We start from the raw sequence: 26,975 nt of genomic DNA on the forward strand, positions 1-26,975 counted from the left end.
GATCAGTGCCTTTGCTCTCCATCTAACATGATCTGATTGTGTGTGCAAAGAGGGCAGTTGTTATCGCAGTTAATGGCGGTGCTGTTGTGTGTCAAGACCCAAGTCCGAGATGGCGGTGAACGGCCGGGCCTATCGCCTCGACGACTTCTTCCCTGGTCAGCGCGGCCAGCGGCGGTAATGCCAGAACATGACGGCACAGGGCCATTCCGAGTATTTGCGCCGAGACGAGCCCGGCCCGGACCGGAGCGTGTTCCGGGTCGCCGGTCAGCGCCGCCGTCATGGGGATGAGCTGCTCGGCGAAGACGGCACGCAGTCGCTCGGCCGCCGCCGCGTTCGTGACGCCCGCGCGCAGGAGGATCCGCAGGGTCTCGCCTGACTCCCAGCGCTCCAGGAAGTGGCGCACGAGCGTGGCGGCGATCTCGCCGGGCGGCGTGCCGCGCAGGTCGGGCGGGCGCAGGTCGGCCTCGCACGCCGCCGCGAACAGGCGTTCCTTGCTGCCGAAGTGGCGCATGACCTGGGCGGGGTCGATGCCCGCCGCGGCGGCGATGGCCCTGATCGTGGCCCGCTCGTAGCCGTCGGCGGCGAACCGTTCGCGGGCCGCGGCCAGGACGGCCGCCCTCGTCTCACCGGAGGATCTCCTCATGCCAACAAGTGTAGGCCAACGCGTGTTGACAATCCAGGCGGCGGTCTCTAACGTCAACAGGTGTTGGCCTTCAAATGTTGGCCTCGCTGAGGAGGAGAAATGATCAACACGGACGTGCTCGTCGTCGGAGCCGGCCCGGTCGGGCTGGCCACCGCCGTCGTCCTGACCCGGCTCGGCCACGACGTCGTCATCGTCGACGGCCAGGCCGAGGGCGCCAACACCTCCAGGGCCGCCGTCGTGCACCCGCGCACGCTGGAACTGCTGGAGCCGTACGGTGTCACGCCGGCGCTCGTCGAACGCGGGGCGCACACGCCGCGCTTCACCATCCGCGACCGTGACCGGGTGCTGGTGACCGTGCCCTTCGACGGGCTGCCCACGCGCTACCCGTACACGCTGATGATCTCCCAGGCCGACACGGAGGCGTATCTGCTGGCCCGGCTGGAGGAGCTGGGCGGCAAGGTGCTGCGGCCGGTGCGGGTGACCTCGTTCGAGCAGGACGACGGCGGCGTCACCGCCGCGCTCGACGACGGGCGCTCGGTGCGGGCGGCCTACCTGGTGGGCGCCGACGGCATGCACAGCCTCGTACGCGAGCGGTCGGGCATCGCCTTCGACGGCGGCACCTACGCCGAGTCGTTCACCCTGGCCGACGTGCGGCTGAGCGGCGGCGTGCCGCACGACGAGGTCGTCCTGTACTTCTCGCCGGCCGGCCTGGTGGTGCTCGCGCCGCTGCCCGACGGCCTCCACCGGATCGTGGCCACCGTGGACGAGGCGCCGCACGAGCCCGGCGCGGAGTTCGTGCAGCGGCTGCTCGCCACGCGCGGGCCCGAGGCCGTGCCCGCCGTGGTGGAGGAGGTGGTGTGGGGGTCGCGCTTCCGCGTGCACCACCGCATCGCGCGGACGTACAGGAAGGGGCGGGTGCTGCTGGCGGGCGACGCGGCGCACGTGCACTCGCCGGCCGGCGGGCAGGGCATGAACCTCGGGATCGAGGACGCCGTCATGCTGGGGGAGACCCTCTCGCGCGTGCTCGGCGGCGGCTCACCCGACCTGCTCGACGGCTACGCCGAGGCCCGCCGGCCCGTCGCCGGGAAGGTGGTGGGGCTGGCGAGCCGCCTGACGATGCTGGCCACCATGAGCGCGGCCAGGCGGCCGGTGCGCAACCTCGTGCTGCGGCTGGCGGGACGGCTGCCCGCCGTACGCCGCCGCCTGGCCTTGCAGCTGTCCGGCCTGGACCGGCGTTGAGCGCCGGCCGCGCACCCGCCACCCGCCCCGGCGGGGTATCAGCCGGCCTGCAGGGCGAAGAACAGGAAGCACACGAAGGTGCCCGAGGGCCTGTCGGCGAAGACGTCCGGGTACAGCTCGCGGGCCTCCGGCGCTGGGGACGGTTCGTCGATGCCGGTGATGTGGAAGCCCGCCCCGGTGAAGGCGTCGGCCATCGCGTGCAGCGGCCGGCCGTAGAAGCGCATCAGCGCGGTGTGCCCGCCGAGGGTCCATTCCTCACGGGTCTCGCGAATCCCGAAATAGCTGCCGCCGGAACGGGCCGCGTCCAGGAAGTCGACGAAGGGGTGATTGACCGACACGAGCAACCGGCCGCCGGGCCTCAGCACCCGGCGCAGCTCGGCCAGCGGCGCCGTCCAGTCCTCCAGGTAGTGCAGGACCAGCGACGCGACGACATCGTCGAACGCGGCGTCGGGGAACGGCAGCGGGTCGGTCAGATCGGCGAGGTGCAGGTCCGCACCGTCGCCGAGCCGCCGCCGGGCCAGCTCCAGCAGCTTGGCGCTGGAGTCGAAGCCGGTCATGACCGCGCCCCGGTCGCGCAGCGCGGCCGACAGCGGGCCGGAGCCGCACCCGGCGTCGAGAATCCGCCGGCCGGCCACGTCGCCGGCCAGGTTCAGCATCGCGGGCCGCTCGTAGTAGGCGTTGAGGAGGCTGGTTTCGTTCTCGGCCGAGTACGCCTCGGCGAAGCTGTCGTAGTCGTTGGGCGTCGCCTGCTCCGTGCCCTCGGAGACGGGACGGATCCACGACGGCTGCGTGGCGGCCGGGACGCTCGGCTGATCGGCGGAACCCTCGGTGGTGAAAGCCATGGAGGCGATCCTGGCACCTCCTAGGGAAGGATGGAGTCCACGTAGCCGCCGTCGACCCGCACCGCCGCGCCCGTCGTGGCCGAGGCGAGCGGCGAGGCGAGGTAGGTCACCATGTTGGCGATCTCCTCGGGCTCGATCAGGCGCTGCAGCAGCGACTGCGGCCGGTGCCGCACCATGAACGCCCGCTGCGCCTCCTCCCACGGCAGTTCCCTGCCCACCAGCTGGTGGACGAAGTCCTCCACGCCCCCGGTGTGCGTGGGCCCCGCGATCACGGAGTTGACCGTCACCCCGCTGCCCGCCGCCTCCTTGGCGAACCCCCTGGACACGGCGAGCAACGCCGTCTTGGTCATGCCGTAGTGGATCATCTCGGCGGGGATCACGACGGCCGAGTCGCTGGCGATGTACTGGATCCGCCCCCAGCCGCGCTCCATCATGCCCGGCAGGTAGGCGCGGGTCAGCCGGATCGCGGCCAGCACGTTGACCTCGAAGTAGCGCCGCCACTCGTCGTCGCCGATCTCCAGCGCCGGTTGCGCGCCGAAGATGCCCAGATTGTTGACCAGGATGTCGACCTGCGGCAGCGCACCCAGCACCCGCTCGCACCCGTCGTCCGCGGACACGTCGCCGGGCGCCGCCACCAGGTCGCCCTCCATCCGCTCGACGGCCCGTGCGACCGAGTCCTCGCCGCGGCCGTTGATCCCGACGCGGGCGCCCGCCCGTGCCAGCCCGGCGGCGATGGCCGCTCCGATTCCCTGCGTCGACCCGGTGACCAGCGCGGTCTTCCCGGTGAGATCGATGTGCACGATTCCGCACCCCCCTTGTCCCGCCATTCTGCGCGATCAGTACCCGCGGGCACGCACCGGGCCGGGTGCCGGTGCGTAGGCTGGGGTGCGCGGGCGTGGAAGGGGCGTGGGTGCACCGGATCCTGTGGCTGATCGTCGCGGTCGCCTTCGTCGTGGGTGTGTTCGTGCCCGCATCGCCCGGGCCCGAGGAGTGCCCGCCGCGCGACACCCGGGTCAGCGCCCCCTACGCGATCACCGGCTACTGGGTCATCCCGCGGGCCGACCGCTGCGTGACCCGGCGCATGGTGGAGGCGATCCACACGATCGGCGGCGACACGCTCGTCACGTTCGGCCCGCGCTTCGACGCCCGCGAGGATCCCGGCTTCGCCGGCTGCCGCCTCGACGGCCGCCCGTGCGCGCAGGTGCCGGGCAAGCAGATCCGGCGGGTCTACACGTACACGACCAGCGAGGAGTTCGGGAAGGGCATGCTGCGCTGCCCCGGGCTGGAGCGGCGGATCGAGAGCGAGGGCCGCGTGTTCTACCGGCTGTCGCTGGCGGAGGACTGCCGGGAACCCGTGCACGACCTCGTGCTCGTCGCCACGGACGGCGACGGGCTGGGCAACCTGATGGCCGAGGCGGCGGCGTACGGCATGAAGGTCTTTCCCGGGCTGCCGGCGGCCGCGCAGCGGGAGGACAAGCCGTGGGAGCCCGACCACGACCACACCGGCGCGCTGAAGGCCTTCACCGCGCGGGTGCTGGCCGACTACCAGGCGCGGTTCGGCGCGTCCGGCGCCTTCGGCGGGGTCTACCAGTCGTTCGAGCTGGCCATGCGGGACCGCGCTGACGACGATCCGATCATCGAGCTCTACGCCGCGCAGCACGCCGTCGTCGCCGACGTCCTGCCGGGCAGGCCGATCCTGGTCAGCCCGTACATCGACGCCCGCCGCGAGCGCGGGTTCCCGCCCGAGCAGGCGGGCGACGGCATGGAGGACATCGCGGTGACGCGGGCCGGCGTGCCCATGGCCATCGCGGTCCAGGACGGTCGCGGCACGGGCAAGGTGCCGGTGCACGGCCCGCACGAGGCCGGCGCCAAGGTCGTGCCGCGGCTGGCGCCGGTGGTGGGTGACGTCAGCAACGCCGAGGCCTACTACGGGGCGACCCACGAATACGTCGAGGCGGCCGCCCGTGAGGTGCCCGACGGGGTGGAGCTGTGGGTGAACGTCGAGGGCTTCGAGCCCACTCCGGCGGCCGGCGAGTGCGGGCGCGTCGATCCGCTGCCGCTGCGCGGGCGGACCACGAAGAGCCGGCTCGACCGGCAGATCATGGCCTCGGGCCCGCACGCCACCAAGATCATCTCGTACGGCTGGGACCCGTTCTTCACCTGCCAGGCCCGCCACGACACCCCCTCGCTCGCCGACGACATCGCGCGCGACTGGCAGCAGCCCATCATCGTCAACGCGGTCAGGCAGGACAGGAACGGGCGGCCCGGCATCCTCGTCGAGGGCCACAACCTGCGGGGCGGCTCGCTCCGCTTCGGCCCCCAGGGGGCGGTGGTCCGGCAGGAGTGGCACTCGGGCGGCCGGCTCGAGTCGGCCTGGGCTCCGTACGTCCCCCCGGGGCCCCTGACGTCCGTCACGGCCACGAACGGCGCCGGCCACACCAGCACGAATCCGTACGTGATGCGTTAGGCCGGCACGGCGACGAAGGGCTTTTGTCGAGGAATCTCCCTGGATTGGTGGTGACGGCCAGGCCTGTGTTCTTCTGATGGCCGGGGGAAGGCGCGTGAGGGCATGGTTCGGCCGGTCGTTGCGGGTGCGGCTGGCGCTGTTCGCCAGCATCGCGATGCTGCTGCTGAACATCGTCGTCGGCGCATTCGTGCTGCACGGCATCCGCGATCAGCTCGTCGACATCCAGGCGCAGGACATGTCGAGCAGGGCTGTGTCCGTGCTGCTCATGATCAAGGACAACCGCCTGCCGCAGGTGCTGGAGTACGACGGGCTCGACGGCATCCAGGTCGTCGACCCGTCGGGACGCCCGGTCACCACCACGCTCAACCTCGTCGGCCTGCCCAGGCAGACCACGGCCATCCCCCAGGAGGGCCAGGCCAACGCCGTCGCCGACCTCTGCGGGCTCAGCGGGTTCCCCGGCCAGTGCAAGATCGTGATCGCCATCACCACGTACCAGCCGGACGGCGACTGGATCATCTACGCCTTCGGCCCGGCGAGGCCCTGGTACGTCGGCCCGCAGGTGATCGCCTCGCAGGCCGCGCTCGCGGCGGCGCTGGTGGCGCTGACCTGGTTGGTGGTGTGGCGGGCCACCACCAGGACGCTCGCCCCCGTCAGCGCCATCACCAGGCGGCTGGCCGAGATCACCGCGTTCGGCGGCGGGATGCGGGTGCCCGTGCCGCAGAGCGACGACGAGATCGCGGCACTGGCCGAGACCGCCAACCGCACGCTGGAGCGGCTGGAGACGGCGATGCGGGAGAAGGAACACGCGATGGATCGCCAGCGCAGGTTCGCCGCCGACGCCTCGCACGACCTGCGCAGCCCGATCACCGCCATGCGCGCCCAGATCGAGGACGCCCGGCTCCACCCCGATGAGGCCGACTGGATCGAGGTGAGTGACGAGGTGCTCGCCAGCCTGGACCGGCTGCAGGCGATCGTCACCGACCTGCTCGTGCTGACCAGGCTGGACGCGGGCGCCCCGAGCCGCCGTGAGCCCGTGGAACTGGCCGGGCTGGTCACCGGGGAGGCCATCCGGCCGCGCGAGAAACAGGTCGTCACCGACCTGCGGGCGGACGTGGTCGTCAAGGGCGACCGGCTGCAACTGGCGCGCCTGCTGACGAATCTGATGGACAACGCCGACCGGCACGCCGACAGCCGCGTCACGGTGACGGTGCGGAAGGAGGACGGGCAGGCCGTCCTGGAGGTGCTCGACGATGGCGAGGGGATCGCGCCCGAGCATCGCGAGGTCGTCTTCGAACGCTTCGCGCGTCTCGACGCCGCCCGGAACCGAGACGCCGGCGGCAGCGGGCTCGGCCTGCCCATCGCCCGCGAGATTGCCGCGGCGCACGGCGGCACGCTGACCGTCGAGGACTCCGAGCGCGGCGCCCGGTTCGTCTTCCGGGCGCCGCTCCACGACGGCTGAGCCCCCGGCCCTACGCGACCGTGCTTCACGAAGACGCCGGCCCCGGCCCTACGCGTACGCGGCCGTGCTCTCCCGGACGATCAGTTCGGTGGCCAGCTCCACCCGTTTGGTCTCCGGCACCTCACCGTGGCCCATGGCCAGCACCGTACGGGTGGCCAGCGCCGCCATCTCCTGCAGCGGCTGCCGCACCGTCGTCAGCGGCGGCCAGGCCGAGCTGGCCAGCGGCAGGTCGTCGAAGCCCACCACGCTCAGGTCCTCGGGGACGCGCAGCCCACGCTGCCTGGCCGCCTCCAGGACACCGAAGGCCATCAGGTCGCTGTGCGCGAAGATGGCCGTGGGCGGATCGTCGAGGGACAGCAGGGCGTGCGCCTGGTCGTGGCCCGACTCGACCAGGAACGTGCCGCGCCTGATCAGTTCGGGTGCGACGGGCAGCCCCGCCGTCTCCAGGGCGGCGCGATAGCCGTCGATCCTGGCCTGGCTGCAGAGCATGTCGGACAGGCCGCTGATCATGCCGATCCTGCGGTGGCCCAGCTCCAGCAGGTGGCGGGTCGCGGACAGGCCGCCGTTCCAGTTGGTGGCGCCGACCGAGATCACGCCGGGGGCGGGCTCGCCCTCGGGGTCGACCACCGCGAACGGCAGCGAACGGGCGCTGAGCTGTGCCTGGATGCCTGTCGACAGCCGCGAGGCGACGATCACCACGCCGTCGGTCCTGCGCGCGGCCAGCCGTTCGAGCCAGTCGCGTCCCGGGCCCGCGTGCGTGTGCAGGACGGAGATGACCACGCTGGCCCCGGCCTCGTGGGCCGCACCCTCCGCACCCCGCACGATCTCCATGGCCCACGGCGACTCGATCTCGGCGAACACCAGGTCGACCAGGCCGGCCGGGGTGTCGTCCTGGCTGATGCGCCGTTGGTAGCCGTGCTCCTGCAACAGCCGCTCGACCCGGTGGCGGGTCGCGGGAGCGACTTCTGGACGTCCGTTGATGACTTTCGAGACCGTCGGAATGGAGACTCCGGCCTCCTCCGCGATCAGTGCGATCGTCACCCGCCTCTTCGCTGACACGTTCGGGAGTGTATCCGAAAGTTTCGGTTTGCCATCGCTCGGCCCCCAGGTGTTGACGCTTTACCTGGCGTTTACTTACGCTCCAAGGCAAGAAACTATCGGGGGTTTCACGAAAATTTCATGCTGTTGAGGAAGGGACCCCTATGCGACGCAGTGTGGTGCTGATCGCGGCCCCGGTGCTCATCGCCGGACTCGTGGCCGGTTGCGGCGGCGGGGAGTCCGCCTCGCCCGAGGGCGAGGGCGGCTCGCCCGGCAAGGTCACGATCGAGTGGTGGCACCTGTCGACGGCCGACCCGCTCAAGACGCTCTGGGACCAGCGCGCCAAGGAGTTCATGGCCAAGAACCCGAACGTCACCATCAAGGCCACCGTCCTGGAGAACGACGCCTACAAGGCCAAGCTCACCACGATCACGCAGTCGGGCAAGGCGCCGGACATCTTCGCCACGTGGGGCGGCGGCGTGCTGGAGCAGCAGGTCGAGGCCGGGCTGGTCAAGGACATCTCGGGCGACGTGGCCGACGTCCTGCCGACGTTCACGCCGGCCGCGCTGAGCGCGTACCAGATCGACGGCAAGACGTACGGGTTGCCGACTGACATCGGGCTGGTGGGTTTCTGGTACAACAAGAAACTTTTCGAGAAAGCCGGCATCAGCGAGCCGCCCACCACCTGGTCGGCGTACCTGGAGGACGTCAAGAAGCTCAAGGCCGCGGGCATCACCCCGATCGCCCTGGCCGGTAAGGAGAAGTGGCCCGGCCACTACTACTGGGCCTACCTCGCCATGCGCATCGCCGGCTTGGACGCGCTCAAGCAGGCGGCCACCGACCACGACTTCACCAAGCCGGACTTCGTGGCCGCGGGGCAGCAGCTCAAGGCGCTGGCGGATCTGCAGCCGTTCCAGAAGGGCTTCCTCGGCGCCGGCTACGGCACACCTGACGGCCAGGCGGCCACGATGGGCAACGGCAAGGCCGGCATGGAACTGATGGGCCAGTGGGCGCCGGTCACGCAGGAGGACGCCGGCGAGGGCCTCGGCGACGACCTCGGCTTCTTCCCCTTCCCGGCCGTCGAGGGCGGCAAGGGCTCGATCGGCGACGCCTTCGGCGGCGGCGGTGGCCTGGCCGTGGGCGCCGACGCTCCCAAGGAGGCCGTCGACTTCGTCAAGTACATGACCGCGATGGAGCAGCACACCAAGGCCGTCGAGTCGGGCGGCGTGCTGCCCGTGCTCAAGGGCGAGGAGAGCGCCGTCAAGGACCCCAACCTCAAGCAGGTGGCGGACCAGCTCGTCGAGGCCACCGGATACCAGCTCTACCTCGACCAGGCCTACCCGCCGGCCGTCGGCCAGCAGGTGAACGACAGCGTGGCCGAGCTCATCGGCGGCACGAAGACGCCGGAAGAGGTCGCCCAGGACATCACAGAAGTGGCCAAGAGCGAAGAATGACGACACTCACCAGAGGGCCGGAGGCGGTCAAGCTTCCGGCCCCCGCCCCTGCCGCCAGGCGGCGCGGACGCTGGGTGACCATCGCCCTGTTCCTGCTGCCGGCGCTCGTCCTGTTCCTGCTCCTCGTCGTCGCCCCCATGGTGGTGGCCGTCTACTCCAGCGCGTTCAAGTGGAACGGCTTCGGCGGGCTGCCGACCGACTTCATCGGCTTCGACAACTTCACCCGCCTGTTCGGCAGCGAGATCTTCGCCCAGGACCTGTCGCACCTGCTGGTGCTGATCGTGTTCTCGATCTGCGTGCAACTGCCGTTTTCCCTCGCCATCGCGATGCTGCTGAACCAGCGCATCCGCGGACGGGCGCTCTACCGGGTCGTGTTCTTCGCGCCGTACGTGCTCTCCGAGGTCATCACCGGCGTGCTGTTCTCGCTCATCCTGGCGCCGGACGCGGGCATGGCGAACCAGGTGTTGTCGGTGGTCGGGATCGAGTCGGAGTGGCTGGCCAACCCCGACACGGTGATGCCGTCGCTCTTCCTCGTCATGACGTGGAAGTACTTCGGGTTCCACATGATGATCTACCTGGCGGGACGGCAGAACATCCCCAACGAGCTCATCGAGGCGGCGCAGATCGACGGCGCGACGGGCTGGAAGACGTTCAGGCACGTCACGCTGCCGCTGCTCGGCCCGACGATCCGGATCAGCATCTTCCTGTCCGTCATCTACACGATCCAGCTGTTCGACCTCGTATGGATCCTCACCGGGGGAGGACCGTCGCACTCCTCGGAGACGATGGCCGTCACCATGATGGAGTGGGGCTTCAAACGCACCCAGGTCGGCTACGCCAGCGCGATCTCCGTCGTGATGTTCGTGCTCAGCCTCGTCTTCGCCCTCGTCTACCAGCGTTTCGTGATGCGCCGCGACCTTGAGGGCGCGTCCACGTCCATGGGAGGCCGTCGATGAACCACGGCAAGGCGACCCGCGTGCGCCGTACCACGCTGCCGCTCCACCTGATCGCCTGGATCGTCGGCGCGTTCATCCTGATCCCGGTCATCTACGCGGTGCTCGGCGGGTTCAAGCAGAACAGCGAGCTGTCCGCGAACCCCTTCGGCCTGCCCCGGACGTGGGCGACCGGCAACTACACCGACGTGCTGGGCTCAGGCTCGTTCTGGCTGCAGATGTGGAACAGCACGTTCATCGCCGTCATCACGACCGTGTTGACGGTGGCCCTGTCGGCGCTGGCGGCGTTCGTCTTCGCGAGGTTCGCCTTCCGCGGCAGGGAGTTGTACTTCACGTTGTTCACGGCCGGGCTGATGTTCCCGTTCGCGGTGGCCATCCTGCCCATCTTCGTCCTGCTGCGCACGCTCGGACTGCTGGACAGCCCGATGGGCGTCATCCTCACCCAGGCCGCCTTCGGCCTGCCGTTGACGATCATCATCCTGCGGGGGTTCTTCCGCAGCATCCCCGGCGAACTGGAGGAGGCGGCCACCATCGACGGCTGCTCCCCGTTCGGCTTCTTCTGGCGCATCCTGCTGCCCATGGCCAGGCCCGCCATCGCCACCGTCTCCGTCCTGGCCATCGTGGGCAGCTGGAACAACTTCATGTTGCCGCTCGTGGTCTTCAGCGAGGAGTCGAGCTGGACCCTGCCGCTGGGCATCCAGCAGTTCCAGGGCCAGTACGCCTCCGACACCGCCCGCATCCTCGCCTACCTCGTGCTGGCCATGGTGCCCGCGCTCGGGTTCTACGCCGTCGCAGAACGCCACCTCGTCGGTGGTCTCACCGCTGGTGCAACGAAAGGGTGAACATGCTTCACGTGTCCGGAACCCAGCTCGTCGCGGACGACAACACGCCGGTACGACTACGCGGGGTGGGTCTCGGGGGCTGGATGAACATGGAGAACTTCATCACCGGTTATCCGGCCAACGAGAGCTCGATGCGGCACGCCGTACGCTCGGTGCTGGGCGAGGAACGGGCCGAGCTGTTCTTCGACCGGCTGCTCACGTCGTTCTTCACCGAGCAGGACGCCGACCTGCTGGCCGGGTTGGGCATGAACTGCGTGCGCATCCCCGTCAACTACCGCCACTGGGAGTCCGACGAGCGGCCCTGCGAGATCGACCCGCGGGGCTTCCGCCACCTCGACCGGGTCATCGGGCTGCTCGGCGAGCGCGGGATCTACAGCGTCATCGACCTGCACGCCCTGCCCGGCTCCCAGAACCAGCACTGGCACTCCGACAACCCGACGCACGTGGCCGCGTTCTGGCAGCACCGCCACTTCCAGGACCGGGCCGTGCACCTGTGGGAGGCCCTCGCCGACCACTACCGCGACCATCCCTGGGTGGCCGGCTACAACCCGGTCAACGAGCCGGGCGACCTCACCGGCAAGGTGATCGGCCCCTTCTACGACCGCCTGGTCAAGGCCGTGCGCGCCGCCGACCCGCGGCACATCCTGTTCCTGGACGGCAACACGTACGCCACCGACTTCTCCATTTTCCGTGAGATGTACGAGAACACGGTGTTCGTCCTGCACGACTACGCGCTCGCCGGCTTCGCCCACGGCGGGCCGTACCCCGGCTACACCCGCGGCGAGTGGTGCGACCGCGGCGAGCTCGAAAGCACCTTCGCCCGGCGCTCCCGCTTCCAGCGCGAAACCGGCACACCCCTGTGGGTCGGCGAGTTCGGCCCCGTCTACACCGGCGACCCGGACGTGGACGCGCAGCGCTATAAGATCCTGCGCGACCAGCTGGACATCTACGACGGCCAAGGGGCGGGCTGGTCGTTGTGGACCTACAAGGACGTGGGACTGCAGGGCCTGGTGCACGCCGCGGGGCCGTACCTCGACAGGTTCGGCGACTTCATCGCCAAGAAGCGGCGGCTCGGCGTGGACCGCTGGGGCTCCACCATGGAGGAGTCGGCCGACGTCCTGGCCCCGCTGCACGCGCTGGTCGAGACGGAGTCCCCCGGCTGGGAGCCCTACCCGTGGGGCGCCCGCTACCAGACCGACGACCTCATCCGGCACATCCTCATGGCCCAGGCCCTGCTGCCGGAGTATGCCGAGCTGTTCAGGGGGCTCGACGACGGGGAACTGACCGCCCTGGCCGACTCCTTCCTCCTGGACCGCTGCGTCCGCCGCCAACCCCTCCTCGACCTGCTCGCCGACAACCTCGCACCCCGCTGACGACGCCCTTCAGCCGGTGCTGACCGGACGCGCCACGGGTTGGGCCGAGGGACATCGTCGCCTCGGCCCGCCATCAGCCTTCCTCCTTCGGGCGGGCCGCCTCCGGGAAGGAGCCCTGCAGCCACGTGACCTACGGAAGCTCCTCCGCGAGGACCCCCTCGGCCAGGCTGCTGTTACGCCGAGCCACTGTGGTCAGCGCGCGGGCGGCGTAGGGTCCTGTTCCGTGACGACGGAGCTGGAGGACCTCGCCGTACGGTTGCGGGAGTTCGCGGAAGTCAGGGAGTGGGAGCAGTTCCACACGCCGAAGAACCTGGTGATGGCGCTCGCGGGCGAGGTGGGGGAGCTGGTGGCGGAGTTCCAGTGGCTCACCGCCGAGCAGTCCGCCAACCCCGGTGACGAGGCGCTCGCCAGGATGCGCACCGAGCTGGGCGACGTGACCCTCTACCTCGTGCGCCTGGCCGACGTCCTGGGGGTCGACCTCGTGGAGGCGGCCAGGGCCAAGCTCGACGACAACGACCGCCGCTACGACCCCGCCGTCTACCGCGGTTCGGCCAGGAAGGCGCCACCGTCCCCGGGCGCCGCCTGAGGCTGCTCGCTGTCACCCGCCCCGCATAAGGTGACGAACATGCGATTCGGGGTGCTGGGGCCGCTGGCCGTGTGGACGGACGCCGGCGAGACCGTCACGATCCCCGGCCTCAAAGTACGCGCGCTCCTGGTGGACCTGCTCGTCCACGAGGGCCATCCGGTCTCCGCCGACCGGCTGGTCGACGACCTCTGGGGTGAGGAGGCGCCGGCCAACCCGGCGGGCGCGCTCCAGGTCCGCGTCTCCCAGCTGCGCAAGGCGCTGGAGGACGCCGAGCCCGGAGGCAAGAACCTGATCGTCTCCCGCTCCCCCGGCTACCTGCTGCGTCCCGACGACGGGGCCGTGGACGCCGTGCGCTTCACCGGCCTGCTGGCCCAGGCCGAGGCGGCGGGCAGCGCGCGGGCCAGGGCGCGGCTGCTGGGCGAGGCGCTGGCGTTGTGGCGGGGGCCCGCGTACGCCGGCTTCGCCGACGAGCAGTACACGAGGACGGCCGTGCTCCGGCTGGAGGAGCAGCGGCTGTCGGCGCTGGAGCAGCACGCGCAGGCCCGGCTGGAACTGGGCGAGCACGGGCTGCTCGTCGGCGAGCTGGGCGACCTGGTGGCCAGGCATCCGCTCAGGGAGCGGCTGAGGGCCGTGCACATGCGGGCCCTCTACCGGGCGGGGCGCCAGAGCGAGGCGCTGGCCGCGTACGCGGAGCTGCGCGAGCGCCTGGCCGACGAGCTGGGCCTCGACCCAGGCCCCGAGCTGGTGGCGCTCCACCAGGCGATCCTCGGCCAGGACCCCGCGCTCGACGTGCCCGCGCAACGCCCGGTCACGAACCTGCCCGCCCCCGTCGGCAGGCTGATCGGCCGGGAGCAGGCGCTGGGCGAGGTGCGCGCGCTGGCGGAGGAGGAACGGCTGGTGACGCTCACCGGCACCGGCGGGGTCGGCAAGACCCGGCTGGCGCTGGAGGCCGCGAACCGGCTCGTGGACGACTTCGCCGACGGCGCGTGGCTGGTCGCGCTCGACCAGACGTCCCGCTCTCCTGCCGAGGCCGTCATGGCGGCGCTCGACATCAGGGAGGACGCGGGCGCCGACCCCGTGGCGCAGCTGGCCGCCGCGCTCAGGCCCCGGCGGATGCTGCTCGTCCTGGACAACTGCGAGCACGTGGTCGAACAGGTCGCCGACCTGGCGGAGCGGCTCCTGCGGGCCTGCCCCGACCTGCGCGTGCTGGCCACCAGCAGGGAGCCGCTGGCCGTGGCGGGCGAGGTGCTCTGGAGCGTGCCGCCGCTCGACGTGCCCGAGGGCGCGGACCCGGCGGCCATGGCCTGCTCCGACGCCGTCCGGCTGTTCGTGTCCAGGGCCGCCGCCTCCGCCCGCGGCTTCGCGCTCGACGCGGGCAACGCGCAGGCCGTCGCCCAGCTGTGCCGGCGGCTCGACGGCATCCCGCTGGCCCTCGAACTGGCCGCCACCCGGGTGCGGGCGCTCGGCGTGCACGGCGTGGTGGACCGGCTCGACGACCGGTTCCGGCTGCTGGCCTCGGGGCAGCGCGGCGCCCCCGCCAGGCAGCGCACGCTCACCGCGGTGATCGACTGGAGCTGGGACCTGCTGTCCGACGACGAACGCCGCGTGCTGCGCCGCCTGGCCGTGCACGCCGACGGCTGCACCCTGGAGTCGGCGGAGGCGGTCTGCGGGGAGCGCGGCCTCGACGTGCTCGACCTGCTGGCCCGCCTCGTCGACCGTTCGCTCGTCGTCGTCGCTGCCGCCGGCGCCGGCGCGGGCGTGCGCTACCGGCTGCTGGAGTCGGTGTCCGCGTACTGCGTGGCCCGGCTGTCCGACGCCGCCGAGCTCGACCGGGTACGCCTCGCCCACCTGCGCCACTACCTGGGGCTGGCCGAGCGGGCCGAGCCCGACCTGTACGGCCCCGACCAGCGCGACCGGCTGCTGCGCCTGGACGCCGAGGCTGCGAACATGCGGGCGGCGCTGGACACGGCGGCCGCCGCGCGGGACGGCGAGCGCGCGGCCCGGCTGGTCAACGCGCTGGCCTGGTACTGGTTCCTGCGCGGCAGGCTGGCCGAGGGCCGGCGGGCGCTCGCGCAGGCGCTGGCGATCGAAGGGGAGCCGTCCCCCGCCCGGGCCAGGGCGGCCGCCTGGCACGCCGGCTTCGCGCTCATGCTGGGCGAACAGGTCGCGTACGAGCCCGCGCTGGCGGCGATCGACGACCGGGGCGCGCGGGCCAGGGCCGAGCTGTTCGTCGCCCTGCACCTGAGGGACCTGCCGGCCGGTCAGGAGCTCACCGGCCGGGCGCTGGCCACGTTCCGGGCCGTCGGCGACACGTGGGGCGTCGCCGCCGCGCTGACCCGGCAGGCCAGGGACGCCTTCACCCAGCGCGACCTGGAGGCGCTCGAACGCACCGCCGGGGAGAGCGCGCGGTTGTTCACCGAGCTGGGCGACCGCTGGGGGCTGCTGCGGGCCACCGAGTGGCTGGCCTCCCAGGCCGAGATGGCCCACGACGCCGAGCGGGCGAACCGGCTGTTCGGCGAGGGCCTGCGGATGGCGGAGGACCTCGGGCTCTGGACGGAGGTAGCCACGCGGACGGCCTGGCTGGGCTGGACCGCCTTCTCCAACGGCGAGTACGCCCGCGCGGTCGAGATCTGCGAACGCGCCACGAGACTCGCCGCCGAACAGGGCTACAAGGAGGGCGAGGCCATGGGCAGGATGGGCCTGGCCTTCGCCGCGCGCCGCGCCGGACGGCTCGACCTGGCCGAGGAACACCTGCTCCACCTGCTCGACGGCGTGCCGCGCGACCCGGACCTCGAACCCTCCCTGCACGTCCCGTCCACGCTGATCGAGCTGGGATTCCTCACGGAGACGCGCGGCGACCCGGCCGCCGCCCTCGACCTGCACCGGGAGGCGCTGGCCGCCGCCGCGAAGATCGGCGACCCGAGGACGATGGCGTGGGCCGTCGAGGGCGCGGCCTCCGCCACCGGGTCGCCCGGCAGGGTCGCCTTCCTGCTGGGGCTCGCGGCCGCGGCCCGGCGGCACAACCGGACTCCCGCGGGGCCGTCGGAGCAGGTCGAGATCGACCGGGTCACGGCCAGGGCGCGCGAGGCGCTGGGGGAGAAGGGGTTCGCGGCGGCGTACGACGAAGGGGCGACCCGCAAACTCGACGACGTGCACGACCTGCTGCGGTAGCCGGCCGGGCGATGCTCATGCGAGGTGGGCGGCGGCTGCGCCCGTGGCCTACGGCGCTTACCGTCCCCTTCTCGGCGTCTTACGGGCATGGCAGGGTGAGATCATGCGGATCATTCGCGCGGCCAGGGTGCTCACCGGACGTCCCGGAGAAGTGATCGCTGACGGAGAGGTCCTCATCGACGGGGCCACGATCGTCTCGGTCGGGCCGCGCGGCAGCGCGGGCGAGGCCGGGGAGGTCGTCGAGCTGCCCGGTCACACGGTGCTGCCCGGCCTGGTCGACGCCCACGTGCACCTCGGATTCGACGCCACGGTCGATCCCGTCACCCGGCACAGCGCCGAGAACGACCACCACCTGCTGCTGCGGATGGCGGAGAACGCGCGCAAGCTCGTGTCGGCCGGCGTCACCACCGCCCGCGACCTCGGCGGGCGCGACTTCCTCGACCTGGCGCTGCGGGACGCGATCGAGGAGGGGCTGGCCGTCGGCCCGCACCTCGTGGCCGCGACCAGGCCGATCACGATCACCGGCGGCCACTGCTGGTACATGGGCGGCGAGGCCGACGACGAGGTCGCCATCCGCCGGGTCGCCAGGGAGAACCTGCGGGCGGGCGCCGACTGCCTCAAGGTGATGGCCTCGGGCGGCCAGATGACGCCGGGCGCGCCCCCGAGCTGGGTGCCCCAGTACACGACCGAGCAGCTCAGGGTGGTCGTGGAGGAAGCCGGCGCGCGCGGCAGGAGCGTCGCCGCGCACGCCCACGCCCACGCGGCGATCCGCAGCGCGATCGAGGCCGGGGTCACCACGATCGAGCACTGCTCGTTCTTCACCCCATCCGGCCATCGTTACGACGCCAAGCTGGCCGACCTGGTCGCCGCCGGCGGCACGTACGTCTGCCCGACCCTGCACGGCGTGTTCTGGCGCTCGCGCGAGGTGCTCGGCGCCGAGATGCTCGACGACTGGCTGAGCGGGGTCGCGGCCATGCGGGAAGCGGGGGTACGCCTCATCGCGGGCACCGACGCCGGGTTCGTCTCCAGTGGCGTGGCCAACCGTACCGACGCGTTCGTGGCGAGCCTGGAGGTGTTCGCGGAGGCGGGGTTCGGTAACGCGGAGATCATCGAACTGGCCACCGTGCGCGCCGCCGACGCCTGCGGGGTGGGGGAGGTCGCCGGCAGCCTCGAGGCGGGCAAGCGGGCCGACCTCATCGCGGTCGCGGGCGACCCGCTCACCCGCCTGTCCGACCTGCGCAACCTGGCGCTCGTCCTGGTCTCGGGCCGGTCGGTGAACCAGACGGGCGTGGACACGGTGACGTCGTCCGCAGGCTGAGCGGGCTCCCGGACGGCTAGGCTCCTCGCATGGATTTGAAGGATCGCGTACGCGAGCTGCGCCTCCAGGGCCGCTCGCCGAAGGAGATCGCCCGCGCGCTCAAGGTCGCCCCGTCGGTCGTCGCGCCGCTGGTGCGGGCCATCGCCGCGGAGAACGCGCCCACCGGCGAGCCCAAGGTGGTCGGGTGCTGGATCAACACCGGCTGGAGCGACGGCCTCCAGGTCGACCCCGCGCGCGGCTGGGTGGACGAGGCCCCCGGCTCCGGCGCCGACGGCATGGTGTGCGTGCTCGTGGCCCGCCGCCACGGCTATGACCGGATGGCCGTCTCCGGCTATCTCGCCGACGTCCACTGCCTGGGCGTGAAGAACGCCATCGGGCCTGACGTGCTCGACGACCGCGAGCTGCGGCGCTTCCGCGAATACTTCTTCGGCGAGTACGCCGGCTACCAGGAGGCGCCGATCGACCTGGCCAGGCACCTCGTGCTCGGGTCGATCGACTACGCCCGCACGCTCGGGTTCGAGCCCGACGAGGAGTTCGAGCCCGTGGCCGGCGCCCTGGGCGCGTGGGAGGAGAAGTCCGCGATCACGTTCGGGCGCGACGGCAGGCCCTTCTACGTGCAGGGGCCGCACGACGACGCCGCCAAGGTGCTGCGGATCCTGCGGCGCACGCTGTCCGACGACGAGTTCGACCACGTCACCGTGGCCCCGTGACGGCCCCCCGGCGAGGGGGAGGCCGCGCCTCGCCGCCGACGTGGACACGAGGGATGCGGGAGCGGGAAACAGCGCGGAAACGCCGGCGGCTCTAGACAGGAGGCCGGCGTCGTGCGGGACCCGGCTCGGCGAGCTCCGGGCATGCGGATGGTGCCTTGCGACGTAATCCGGCAAGGAAAGGACCACGAGCATGCATCGCACGAAGCTCTTCGGCATCGCCGGGCTGGCCTGCGCGATGATGACGCTGGGCAGCGTGCAGCCCCCCATCGCGGAGGCCGGCCCCCGGTACGGGGACGTGCAGAAGGCGCTGACCACCCTGGCGAAGAACTCGGGGATCGTGGGGGCCATCGGCGAGCTCTACATCGACGGCAGGAAGGCCGACGGAGGGACGGCCGGCTCCAGGCTCCTGCACGGCAAGGGCGGGAAGATCCCCGAGAACGCCCGCTACCGCATCGGATCCCAGGGCAAGTACATGACGGCCATCGTGGCGCTGCAACTGGTCGAGGAGGGCAAGCTCGGCCTGGACGACAAGCTGAGCGACGTGCTGCCGATCGTGGCCGGGCAGGATCTGGTGGAACTGGCCGACGAGATCACCGTCCGGCACCTTGTCCAGCAGACCTCCGGCATCCCCAACGGCCACCTCGACATCTTCGACTTCATGACCGACTACTCGCCGGCCGAGCTGGTGAAGAAGACCCGGGACCTGCCGCGTACGGGGAAGCCGGGCGAGAAGTACCACTACTCCAACACCAACTTCATCCTTCTCGGAATGATCATCGAGGAGATCACCGGCACCCCCCCGACCGAGGAGTTCGAGCGGCGGCTCTTCGACCCGCTCGAGATGACCCGCACCTACGGGACCAGCAAACCCCCTGAGGGCATCAAGGGCCCGCACGGACACGGGTACGCCCGTGACGCCGAGGGCAAGCTGCGCGACATGGACCGGCTCAACGCGAGCTACGGCGCGGGCACCGGAGGAGTGATCTCCACCGCGCGTGACATGGGCAGGTTCTTCAGCGCGTACGAGAAGGGCAAGCTGTTGCCGGACGACCTGCGGCAGGTCTGGGAGGCGACGCCGCCGGGCAAGCCGGAGGCGCCGCCTCCCGCCGAGCGCATGTGCGGGAACGAGCCGCCGATGCGGGTCGTCGGAGGCGCAGCTGCGGGTTTCAACGCGATGACCTTCAGCACGTACGACGGCCGCGTGCAGTTCGCGGTCTCCACCACGCTGGCCGTCGAGCCCCATGCCCCTACCTCGATCATCCAGCAGGCGGCGGAAGCGGTGCTCTGCCCCGAAGCGCTAGCCGTTCACACGCCCGGCAGGTCAGGTGGACGGCCGGGCGGCTCCCGGCGTACGCTCGCCGCACTTTCGATCAAGGAGTGAGCATGGCGCAGTCACGGGAGCACACCTTCTCCGGCACCAGGGGCCGCATCACCGCCCGCATCTGGCCGAACGAGCGGCCGCGCTATGTCGCCGTGCTGGTCCACGGTTACGGTGAGCACATCGGCCGCTACGAGTACGTGGCCGACCGGCTCGTCCGGCACGGCGCCGCCGTCTACGGGCCCGACCACATGGGCCACGGCAGATCCGAGGGCGACCGCGTGCTCATCGAGGACTTCGGGGACGTGGTCACCGACGTGCACACCGTCGAGCAGCTCGGCAGGGCCGATCACCCGGGGGTGCCCGTCGTGGTGATCGGCCACTCGATGGGCGGCCTGATCGCGGCCCGCTACGCCCAGCGTCACGGCGCCGGACTGGCCGCGCTCGTCCTGTCGGGGCCGGTGATCGGCAGCTGGGCGATCGTGCCGGAGCTGCTGGCGTACGAGGAGCCGCCGGACACCCCGATCGACCCGGCCACACTCTCCCGCGACCTGTCGGTGGGCACCGCGTACGCCGCCGACCCGCTGGTGTGGCACGGCCCGTTCAAGCGCGCCACGCTGGAGGCGTTCGCGACGACGCTGGCCACGATCGTGGAGAGCGGCACGTTCGGATCGTTGCCGACGTTGTGGGTGCACGGGGAGGCGGACGAGCTCGTCCCGATCGCCGGCAGCCGTCCCGGCATCGAGGCCGTACGCGGGGCCGACCTGACCGAGCGGGTCTATCCCGGAGCCCGGCACGAGGTGTTCAACGAGACCAACAAGGACGAGGTCCTGGACGACGTGACCGCCTTCGTCGACCGGGCCCTGACCCGCGCGTCGTAGCCGGGGTCCGCGGGCGAAGGTCAGACCACCTCCAGCAGGACGTGCCCCGAACCCCGCGTGCGGGTCAGCTCGACCTTCCAGCAGCCCGGTTCGGGGAACACGAATCCGGTGCCCCACTCCTGGCCGGGCCGCCGCCAGCTGGAACCGTCGTGTTCCTCGGGCCCCCAGGCGAGCGTGGCGGCGGTGCCGTCGGGCAGCGAGGCGGCGACCCGCAGCGGCCCCTCGCCGGTCATCCGCCACACGATCTTGACCTCGTCGCCATGGCGGAGCGGGGTCTCGCCCACGAAGAGCAGCCCCCACAGCTCCGCGTCGCGCGCCGTGCCCCTGACCTCGGGGAAACCCTTGCCCGCCGGCTCCGCGATGTGCCCGCAGGCCGAGGCGTCCGGGGTGGAGCCGGTGGCCGGCGCCGGGGCCGAACATCCGGCCAGGCCGGCCACCGCCAGCCCGGCCACCGCACACGTCAGCCATCTCATCACCGCACCTCCTCACCCTCTCTACTCGCGATCGGGCCGGAAGGTTGCGATGACTTTCCCGCCGCCGCCGGGTCTTCCTGTGCGAGGAGGCGATGATGGGCGAGCAGAACAAGGCGCTGGCCGCCGGTGTGGCGCTGCTGGAGCGATCGATCGAGTACGCCGTGGGCAGCCTGCGGATCGTCACCCCGGACGCGCTCTGCCGGGACACACCCTGTTCGGGCTGGAGCCTGCAGCGGCTGCTCGACCACCTCGGCGACGCGCTGGCGAGCCTGAACGAGGCGGCCGCGTCCCGTACGGTCGAGCTCTGTCCCGCGTCCGCCGCGCCCCGGCCGGCCGTCGCCAACCCGGCCCTGTCCGTCAGGGACGAGGCGACGACGGTGCTCGGATCGTGGACGGCCCTGCTCGCCGACGAGCCCGTCGCCATCGGCGGATGGCACGTGTCGAGCCCGGTGGTGGCCGCGGTCGGCGCGATCGAGGTCGCCGTGCACGGGTGGGACGTGGCCAGGTCGTGCGGTGAGCACCGTCCCGTCCCGCCCGTGCTGGCCGAGGAACTGCTGGACCTGGCCCAGGTGTTCGTCACGCCCGCGGACCGCCCGGGCAGGTTCGCCGCGCGGGTGGGGGTGCCGCGCACGGCGCCCGCGCAGGATCACCTGCTCGCCTTCCTGGGCCGCGACCCGAACGGGCGCTGAGAGAACCCGGACGGTAAATGCGGCAAGGCGTGTTTTCGTCCAAGAACAGGAGATCTCGGGTGTTCCGCGTGGAATGACACCGAAAGGCGCAATAGTTGTCCGGAAAATGCGGCATTGTCAGCCTGAGGCGGTTGCGAGCGATCTGCTCACCCCTTAGTGTTTCTGACGCATGCTCGCGTTCTCGGAAAGCCTGATGGTCAGGGGTCGGTACGGGTATTCGGCCTGCACCGGATCCGCTTAATGGGGGACATGAGTGGCACTCGGATTGCGCGCTGGTTTCGGCTGTGACGGCGGAAGCCGCGACAGGCGGCGGGCGTCATCCCGCTGCCGTCCGACGGGTGCGGAGTGCATCGGTGCAGGTAGATGAGTCGTTCCAGGTCATGGGCGCTCCGGGCCGGCCGGGTGCCCGCCTGTGCCGCCAGGGCGAGACCCCCCTTCTGGTGACCGGCTGAAGAACGTCCTAGTCGGAATGATTCCGCATCGAGGCGGCGAATTTGCCGTGCGTAATCACGCATGGAAATATCGTTCCATTCAGGAGGTTTGTAGTCTCCATGACTTCGTACTATGAGAAGGTCGGCGCTCCTACCATTCGCGCCGTGGTCGACCGCTTCTATACGGTCGTGCTGGACGACGCCGAGCTCAAGCCATATTTCAGCGGCGTCGACATGGCACGACTCAAGCGGCACATGGTCATGCTGCTCTGTTCCGTCCTCGGCGGCCCCGAGGTGTACGAAGGCCACGACCTGGGCGACGCCCACCGGGGCATGGGCGTCACGGGCGAGCACTACGAGAAGGTCGGCCACATCCTCGTCACCGTGCTCCGCGAGGACTTCGGCGCCGACGACGACCTCGTGGAGCACGTCGCGACGGTCCTGGGTCAGGTGCGCGGGTCCATCGTGGAGGTAGGGGCAGCAAGATAAGTGGACACGCAAGCTCTGAAGGGCAGTTGGCGCCAGGTCGCCCAGTCAGGTGACCAGGTGCCGCTGTTCTTCTACTCCGCCCTGTTCCTCATGCATCCGGAGACCCGCTCGCTCTTCCCGGTCTCCATGGCCGCCCAGCGCGACCGGCTGGTCAACGCGCTCGGCCACGTCGTCAGCAACGTCGACCGGGTGAACGAGCTGGTGCCGTTCCTCCAGCAGCTCGGCCGCGACCACCGCAAGTTCTCCGTGGTCGCCCAGCACTATCCCGCCGTCGGGCAGGCGCTGCTCGCCACCCTGGAACACTTCCTGGGCGACCTGTGGACGCCGGCCCTGGCGCGCGACTGGACGGCGGCGTACGGGCTGGTCGCGCAAGTGATGACCGAGGCGGCCGAGGAGTCGTCGGCCACGTCGCCGCCCTGGTGGGAGGGCGAGATCATCCTCCACGAGGTGCGCGTTCCCGGCATCGCGGTCATCAGAGCCCGGCTGAACTACCAGTACCCCTTCCGCCCAGGCCAGTCCGCCTCCGTCTCGACCGCGCTGCGTCCCAAACTCTGGCGCTACTACTCCATCGCCAACGCGCCGCGCCGCGACAACACCATCGACCTGCACGTACGCGTCGTCGACGGCGGCACGGTCAGCACCGCCCTCGTGCACGCCGCCCAGCGCGGCGACATCCTGAAGATCAGCGCACCGGTGGGCGACCGGCTGACCCTCGGCTCGGGACCGGCCAGGGAGCTCCTCCTCATCGCGGGCGGCACCGGCCTGGCTCCCCTCAAGTCACTCGTGGAGCAGGTGGCCTACGAGGGCCCGCCCCGCGCCGTGCGCCTCTTCGTCGGCGCCAGGACCTCCCGCGAACTGTACGACACCGAGGCGCTCGCCAAACTGGAGGCCGACAACCCCTGGCTGAGCGTGGTGCCCGTCGTGTCGCGCGACGCCTTCTACCGGGGTGAGCACGGCTATGCGGTCGACGTCGCGCTGAAGGCCTGGCGCGACCAGGACGTCTACGTCTGCGGCTCGGAGGAGATGGTCCAAGGCTCCGTCTCCCGCCTCCTGGACGCCGGGGTGCCGCCCGAGCACATCCGCTTCGACGAGTTCACCACTGCTGGAGGTAGGGAGCCGTGACGGCAGACATGCCATGGGGGGAGCGCCCGTCGAACGACCGCCGGCGGTTCACACCGGAACGGGTGCGCAACCAGACCTTCTCCCGTACCAAGCTCGGCCACCGCGGCTACAGCGAGGACGAGGTGCGCAGCTTCCTGTACCGCCTGGCCGACGACCTGGCGGCCGGCGACATGGAGAAGGCCGACCTGCGCGCCGAGGTGGAGCGGCTGAAGAACTGGTACAAGGACCGGGGCACCGACGTCACCGCCCCGAGCAACCAGCAGGCCAGGCTCAGCGTCGACGCGGTCAACCTGCTCTCCCGCGCCCAGCAGACGGCCGACGCCCAGATCGCCGAGGCGGAGGACTACGCCCGCCGGCTGGTGGGCCAGGCACGCCAGCAGTACGAACAGGTGTTGCAGGAGGCGCAGCAGCGGGCCGAGGAGGCCGCCAACCAGGCGGTCGACGTCTACCGGTCGAGCGGCGCACACCAGTCGGCCGAGGCCGAGGAACTGGAACGGCGCATCGCCTACCTGCGCACGTTCGCGGAGGTCACGCAGGTGCAACTGCGTGCGGTGCTCGAAGGGCTGACCAACGAGGTCAACAAACTCGGCAACCTGCCCGAAACCGGGCAGAACGCTGCTTATTCCTCGCTGGGCCGCGACTGACCCGGACCGCCCCCACCGGCCGGTTCTCCGGGTCGCCCGCCGGGGCGCGTCACGGCGACCACACGCGCTGATCCACCGCGCGCTCATCCCACCAGAACCCCACAAAACGCCGTACGATCGTGCTGTACAGAGCAGTCACCCGGACATGACTCTCCGCGAACCCCCAACGATCCATCCGATACGGTGGGAAGATCGTAAGTGGCCACCGGTCACCACCGGACCACCACACGGGTCATTCCGTGCATGGGGGCGGATGTCGTCCGGCCCGGTCGGAGGGGCGACCCGGCGGAACGCCACGGCCAGGGCCGAGCAACGTGGTGGCGACGACCGTTCTTCGTGCGGCCGTCGCCACCACCCGACCCCGACGTCCACCACCCGTGCGCCGGGCTCGTGGAGCCGGCCCTCGGTGATCGGAAGCGTCCGTCCGTTACCGCCGCCGCTCGCTCCCGCCGACTGCGCACACCGTCACATGTGTAAGCGGCCGCCCCCGAGACCGCTGACCCTCCGGAGCCAGCGGGGCTGCGGGGCTGTGAGGCTGTGGGGCTGCATGGCTGAGGGCTGAGGGCTGAGGGCTGGGGGAGTGCGGGGCTGCGGGATCCGGCGCGGGCGTGGCGGCCGGCGTCGAAGCTGGTCGTCGGAAGCCTCGGCCGAGGCCGGCCCTCAGGAGTTCTCGCCGAGGCCGGCCCTCAGGGGTCCTCGGCGAGGGTGGCCAGGACCTGGTCGCCGTATTTGGCCAGCTTGTTCTCGCCCACGCCGTTGACCTGGCTGAGCTCCGCCAGGGTGGACGGTGATCGGGTGGCGATCTCGCGCAGCGTCGCATCGTGGAAGATGACGTAGGCGGGCACTCCCTGCTCCTTGGCCGTGGCGGCACGCCAGGCGCGCAGGCGCTCGAAGACGGGAGCGGCCTCCTCGGGCAGCTCGGCCGCGGCCTGAGCCTTGGCCGGGGCCGTCCTGGCGCGGGCCGGGCGGAGGGCGTCACGGCGGAGTGGCACCTCCCGCTGACCCCTGAGCACCGCCGCGCTGCCGTCGGTCAGCACCAGCGCGCCGTGGTTGGGCTCGACCGCCAGCAGCCCCTGGGCGAGCAGTTGCCGCACCACCCCGTGCCACTCCGCGTTGCCGAGCTCGGCCCCCACCCCGAACACCGTGAGCGTCTCGTGGCCGTGCTGGAGCACCTTGGCGGTCTTCTTGCCGAGCAGGATGTCGACCGTCTGACCCACGCCGAACTTCTGGCGCCGCTCCTTGTCGAGGCGCCACACGGTCGAGAGCACCTTCTGGGCCGCGGTCGTGCCGTCCCACGACTCGGGCGGCGCCTGGCAGGTGTCGCAGTTGCCGCAGGGCTCCGAGCCCTTCTGGCCGAAGTAGTCGAGCAACATCATCCGCCGGCAGCCCACCGTCTCGCAGAGGGCGAGCATGGCGTCGAGGTGGTGCACCTGGCGGCGGCGGTGGGCCTCGTCGCCTTCCATGGCCATCCGCCGGTGCTGCACGACGTCCTGCAGGCCGTAGGCCATCCACGCGGTGGCGGGCAGCCCGTCGCGCCCGGCCCGGCCGGTCTCCTGGTAGTAGCCCTCCACCGACTTGGGCAGGTCGAGGTGGGCCACGAAGCGCACGTCGGGTTTGTCGATGCCCATCCCGAACGCGATGGTGGCCACCACGACCAGCCCGTCCTCGCGCAGGAAGCGGGCCTGGTGGGCGGCGCGCGTGCGGGCGTCGAGACCCGCGTGGTAGGGCAGCGCGGCGACGCCGTTGGCGGCCAGGAACTCGGCGATCTTCTCGGCGGACGAGCGCGACAGGCAGTAGACGATGCCGGAGTCGCCCAGGTGCTCGGTGCGCAGGAAGTCGAGCAGTTGCCGTTTGGGCTCGCTCTTGGGAGAGATGCGGTAGTGGATGTTGGGCCGGTCGAAGCCGGCCACGAAGTGGCGGGCCTCGTCGAGGCCGAGCCTGGCGGAGATCTCGGTGCGGGTGGCCGGGGTGGCGGTGGCGGTCAGCGCGATGCGCGGCACGTCGGGCCAGGACTCGCGCAGCTTGGACAGCTCGAGGTAGTCGGGGCGGAAGTCGTGGCCCCACTGGGCCACGCAGTGGGCCTCGTCGATGGCGAACACCGAGATGTCGCCCTTGGCCAGCAGCCGTAGCGTGGCGTCGACGCGCAGCCGTTCGGGGGCGAGATAGAGCAGGTCGAGCTCGCCCGCGAGGAACTCCGCCTCCACCAGCCGGCGTTCGTCGAAGTCCTGCGTCGAGTTGAGGAAGCCCGCCCGCACGCCGAGCGCCCGCAGCGCGTCGACCTGGTCCTGCATCAGGGCGATGAGCGGCGAGACGACCACCCCCACGCCGCGGCGCACCAGGGCGGGGATTTGGTAGCACAGTGACTTGCCCCCGCCGGTGGGCATGAGGACGAGCGCGTCGCCGCCGGCCACGACGTGGTCGATGATCTCCTGCTGGTTCGACCTGAAGGAGTCGTAGCCGAACACACGGTGCAGGACCTCGAGGGGTGTATCCATACGGCTACCTTACGTGTTCGGAGGCTTGCGGGGTGTGAGTTCGCCCAGGGCGATAGGGCGGCACCACCCGTCGCACGGCACCACGATCGGGCGGGTGCTCCGCCGGCACGCTCCCGCCGATCGTAGGCCACCAGAGACAGGGCGCCGAGCGCGCAGGCCGCCGCCACCGCGCCCATCACCGCCGGATACCCGATGAACTGGGCGATCCCGGCCGCCAGCAGCGGCGCGACGGCCTTGGCCACGGTGACGGGGAGCGAGAGCGCGCCGTTCAGCGACGCGTACGCGGCCGTACCGGTCGGCCAGCAGCGCCGGCCGCGCGATCGTCCCCACCCCGAACC

At 71.3% G+C, this 26,975-nt stretch carries 23 protein-coding genes; 17 read left to right on the forward strand and 6 right to left on the reverse strand.

Going from position 1 to position 26,975, the window contains the following annotated elements; genetic code table 11:
• Window positions 1–91 precede the first annotated feature (91 nt).
• Window positions 92–643 carry a TetR/AcrR family transcriptional regulator gene (locus E1295_RS06265; RefSeq protein WP_132628704.1) on the reverse strand — a complete coding sequence of 184 codons (552 nt, stop codon included), beginning with the start codon at window positions 641–643 and terminating at the stop codon, window positions 92–94.
• Between the two features lie 99 nt (window positions 644–742).
• Between E1295_RS06265 and E1295_RS06270 the strand changes: the two genes are divergently transcribed.
• A complete protein-coding gene (locus E1295_RS06270) occupies window positions 743–1,882 on the forward strand; it encodes an FAD-dependent oxidoreductase (protein ID WP_132628705.1) in 1,140 nt (379 codons plus the stop codon).
• Between the two features lie 38 nt (window positions 1,883–1,920).
• On the opposite strand, the gene E1295_RS06275 is transcribed toward E1295_RS06270, so the two are convergent.
• Window positions 1,921–2,724: a class I SAM-dependent methyltransferase gene (locus E1295_RS06275; RefSeq protein ID WP_132628706.1), complete on the reverse strand. Its 804-nt coding sequence runs from the start codon at window positions 2,722–2,724 to the stop codon at window positions 1,921–1,923.
• Between the two features lie 20 nt (window positions 2,725–2,744).
• Window positions 2,745–3,524, reverse strand: coding sequence for an SDR family NAD(P)-dependent oxidoreductase (locus E1295_RS06280; RefSeq protein ID WP_132628707.1), 780 nt, complete (start codon window positions 3,522–3,524; stop codon window positions 2,745–2,747).
• Between the two features lie 95 nt (window positions 3,525–3,619).
• Between E1295_RS06280 and E1295_RS06285 the strand changes: the two genes are divergently transcribed.
• Together E1295_RS06285 and E1295_RS06290 are read left to right on the forward strand one after the other, a co-directional pair.
• The gene (locus E1295_RS06285; protein ID WP_132628708.1) at window positions 3,620–5,191 is read left to right on the forward strand and encodes a DUF4434 domain-containing protein; all 1,572 of its coding nucleotides are present in this window, start codon (window positions 3,620–3,622) and stop codon (window positions 5,189–5,191) included.
• A 94-nt stretch (window positions 5,192–5,285) separates the two neighbouring features.
• Window positions 5,286–6,650, forward strand: a complete 1,365-nt coding sequence (locus tag E1295_RS06290) for a sensor histidine kinase (protein ID WP_246079875.1) — start codon at window positions 5,286–5,288, stop codon at window positions 6,648–6,650.
• Between the two features lie 48 nt (window positions 6,651–6,698).
• Here the strand turns inward: E1295_RS06290 and E1295_RS06295 are convergent, their stop codons facing one another.
• Window positions 6,699–7,709, reverse strand: coding sequence for a LacI family DNA-binding transcriptional regulator (locus E1295_RS06295; RefSeq protein WP_132628710.1), 1,011 nt, complete (start codon window positions 7,707–7,709; stop codon window positions 6,699–6,701).
• Between the two features lie 143 nt (window positions 7,710–7,852).
• On the opposite strand from E1295_RS06295, the gene E1295_RS06300 reads away from it, so the two are divergent.
• The 10 genes from E1295_RS06300 to E1295_RS06345 all read left to right on the forward strand — a co-directional run bounded on the left by E1295_RS06300 (window position 7,853) and on the right by E1295_RS06345 (window position 20,294).
• A complete protein-coding gene (locus E1295_RS06300; RefSeq protein WP_132628711.1) occupies window positions 7,853–9,142 on the forward strand; it encodes an extracellular solute-binding protein in 1,290 nt (429 codons plus the stop codon).
• Window positions 9,139–10,098: a carbohydrate ABC transporter permease gene (locus tag E1295_RS06305; protein ID WP_132628712.1), complete on the forward strand. Its 960-nt coding sequence runs from the start codon at window positions 9,139–9,141 to the stop codon at window positions 10,096–10,098. The genes E1295_RS06300 and E1295_RS06305 overlap by 4 nt, the downstream gene beginning before the upstream one ends.
• The gene (locus E1295_RS06310) at window positions 10,095–10,937 is read left to right on the forward strand and encodes a carbohydrate ABC transporter permease (protein WP_132628713.1); all 843 of its coding nucleotides are present in this window, start codon (window positions 10,095–10,097) and stop codon (window positions 10,935–10,937) included. Before E1295_RS06305 ends, E1295_RS06310 begins: the two co-directional genes overlap by 4 nt.
• Window positions 10,938–10,939: 2 nt before the next feature.
• Complete coding sequence (locus E1295_RS06315; RefSeq protein ID WP_132628714.1) at window positions 10,940–12,310, forward strand: glycoside hydrolase family 5 protein; 1,371 nt, start codon at window positions 10,940–10,942, stop codon at window positions 12,308–12,310.
• 223 nt (window positions 12,311–12,533) lie between these two features.
• Window positions 12,534–12,896, forward strand: a complete 363-nt coding sequence (locus E1295_RS06320; RefSeq protein WP_132628715.1) for a nucleotide pyrophosphohydrolase — start codon at window positions 12,534–12,536, stop codon at window positions 12,894–12,896.
• Between the two features lie 39 nt (window positions 12,897–12,935).
• Window positions 12,936–16,067, forward strand: coding sequence for an AfsR/SARP family transcriptional regulator (locus tag E1295_RS06325; RefSeq protein WP_132628716.1), 3,132 nt, complete (start codon window positions 12,936–12,938; stop codon window positions 16,065–16,067).
• A gap of 103 nt (window positions 16,068–16,170) precedes the next feature.
• Complete coding sequence (locus E1295_RS06330; protein ID WP_132628717.1) at window positions 16,171–17,385, forward strand: amidohydrolase family protein; 1,215 nt, start codon at window positions 16,171–16,173, stop codon at window positions 17,383–17,385.
• Between the two features lie 29 nt (window positions 17,386–17,414).
• Window positions 17,415–18,095 carry a helix-turn-helix domain-containing protein gene (locus tag E1295_RS06335; RefSeq protein WP_246079876.1) on the forward strand — a complete coding sequence of 227 codons (681 nt, stop codon included), beginning with the start codon at window positions 17,415–17,417 and terminating at the stop codon, window positions 18,093–18,095.
• A gap of 190 nt (window positions 18,096–18,285) precedes the next feature.
• Entirely contained in the window at window positions 18,286–19,476 is a 1,191-nt protein-coding gene (locus E1295_RS06340; protein ID WP_132628718.1) for a serine hydrolase domain-containing protein, read from the forward strand.
• Window positions 19,477–19,478: 2 nt separating this feature from the next.
• On the forward strand, window positions 19,479–20,294 hold the full coding sequence (locus E1295_RS06345) for an alpha/beta hydrolase (protein ID WP_132628719.1): 816 nt from the start codon (window positions 19,479–19,481) through the stop codon (window positions 20,292–20,294).
• A 20-nt stretch (window positions 20,295–20,314) separates the two neighbouring features.
• Here the strand turns inward: E1295_RS06345 and E1295_RS06350 are convergent, their stop codons facing one another.
• Window positions 20,315–20,767: a hypothetical protein gene (locus tag E1295_RS06350; RefSeq protein WP_132628720.1), complete on the reverse strand. Its 453-nt coding sequence runs from the start codon at window positions 20,765–20,767 to the stop codon at window positions 20,315–20,317.
• A gap of 92 nt (window positions 20,768–20,859) precedes the next feature.
• On the opposite strand from E1295_RS06350, the gene E1295_RS06355 reads away from it, so the two are divergent.
• The 4 genes from E1295_RS06355 to E1295_RS06370 all read left to right on the forward strand — a co-directional run bounded on the left by E1295_RS06355 (window position 20,860) and on the right by E1295_RS06370 (window position 24,142).
• A complete protein-coding gene (locus E1295_RS06355; RefSeq protein WP_132628721.1) occupies window positions 20,860–21,456 on the forward strand; it encodes a TIGR03086 family metal-binding protein in 597 nt (198 codons plus the stop codon).
• A 551-nt stretch (window positions 21,457–22,007) separates the two neighbouring features.
• Window positions 22,008–22,376, forward strand: coding sequence for a group I truncated hemoglobin (locus E1295_RS06360; RefSeq protein ID WP_132628722.1), 369 nt, complete (start codon window positions 22,008–22,010; stop codon window positions 22,374–22,376).
• Window positions 22,377–23,498, forward strand: coding sequence for a globin domain-containing protein (locus E1295_RS06365; RefSeq protein WP_132628723.1), 1,122 nt, complete (start codon window positions 22,377–22,379; stop codon window positions 23,496–23,498).
• Complete coding sequence (locus E1295_RS06370) at window positions 23,495–24,142, forward strand: DivIVA domain-containing protein (RefSeq protein WP_132628724.1); 648 nt, start codon at window positions 23,495–23,497, stop codon at window positions 24,140–24,142. The genes E1295_RS06365 and E1295_RS06370 overlap by 4 nt, the downstream gene beginning before the upstream one ends.
• A gap of 686 nt (window positions 24,143–24,828) precedes the next feature.
• On the opposite strand, the gene recQ is transcribed toward E1295_RS06370, so the two are convergent.
• Window positions 24,829–26,637 (reverse strand): DNA helicase RecQ, encoded by a 1,809-nt coding sequence (gene recQ, locus E1295_RS06375; RefSeq protein WP_132628725.1) that lies wholly within the window; start codon window positions 26,635–26,637, stop codon window positions 24,829–24,831.
• Between the last annotated feature and the right edge of the window lie 338 nt (window positions 26,638–26,975).

The sequence above is a fragment of the Nonomuraea mesophila genome (genome assembly GCF_004352805.1).
GTDB lineage: Bacteria > Actinomycetota > Actinomycetes > Streptosporangiales > Streptosporangiaceae > Nonomuraea > Nonomuraea longispora.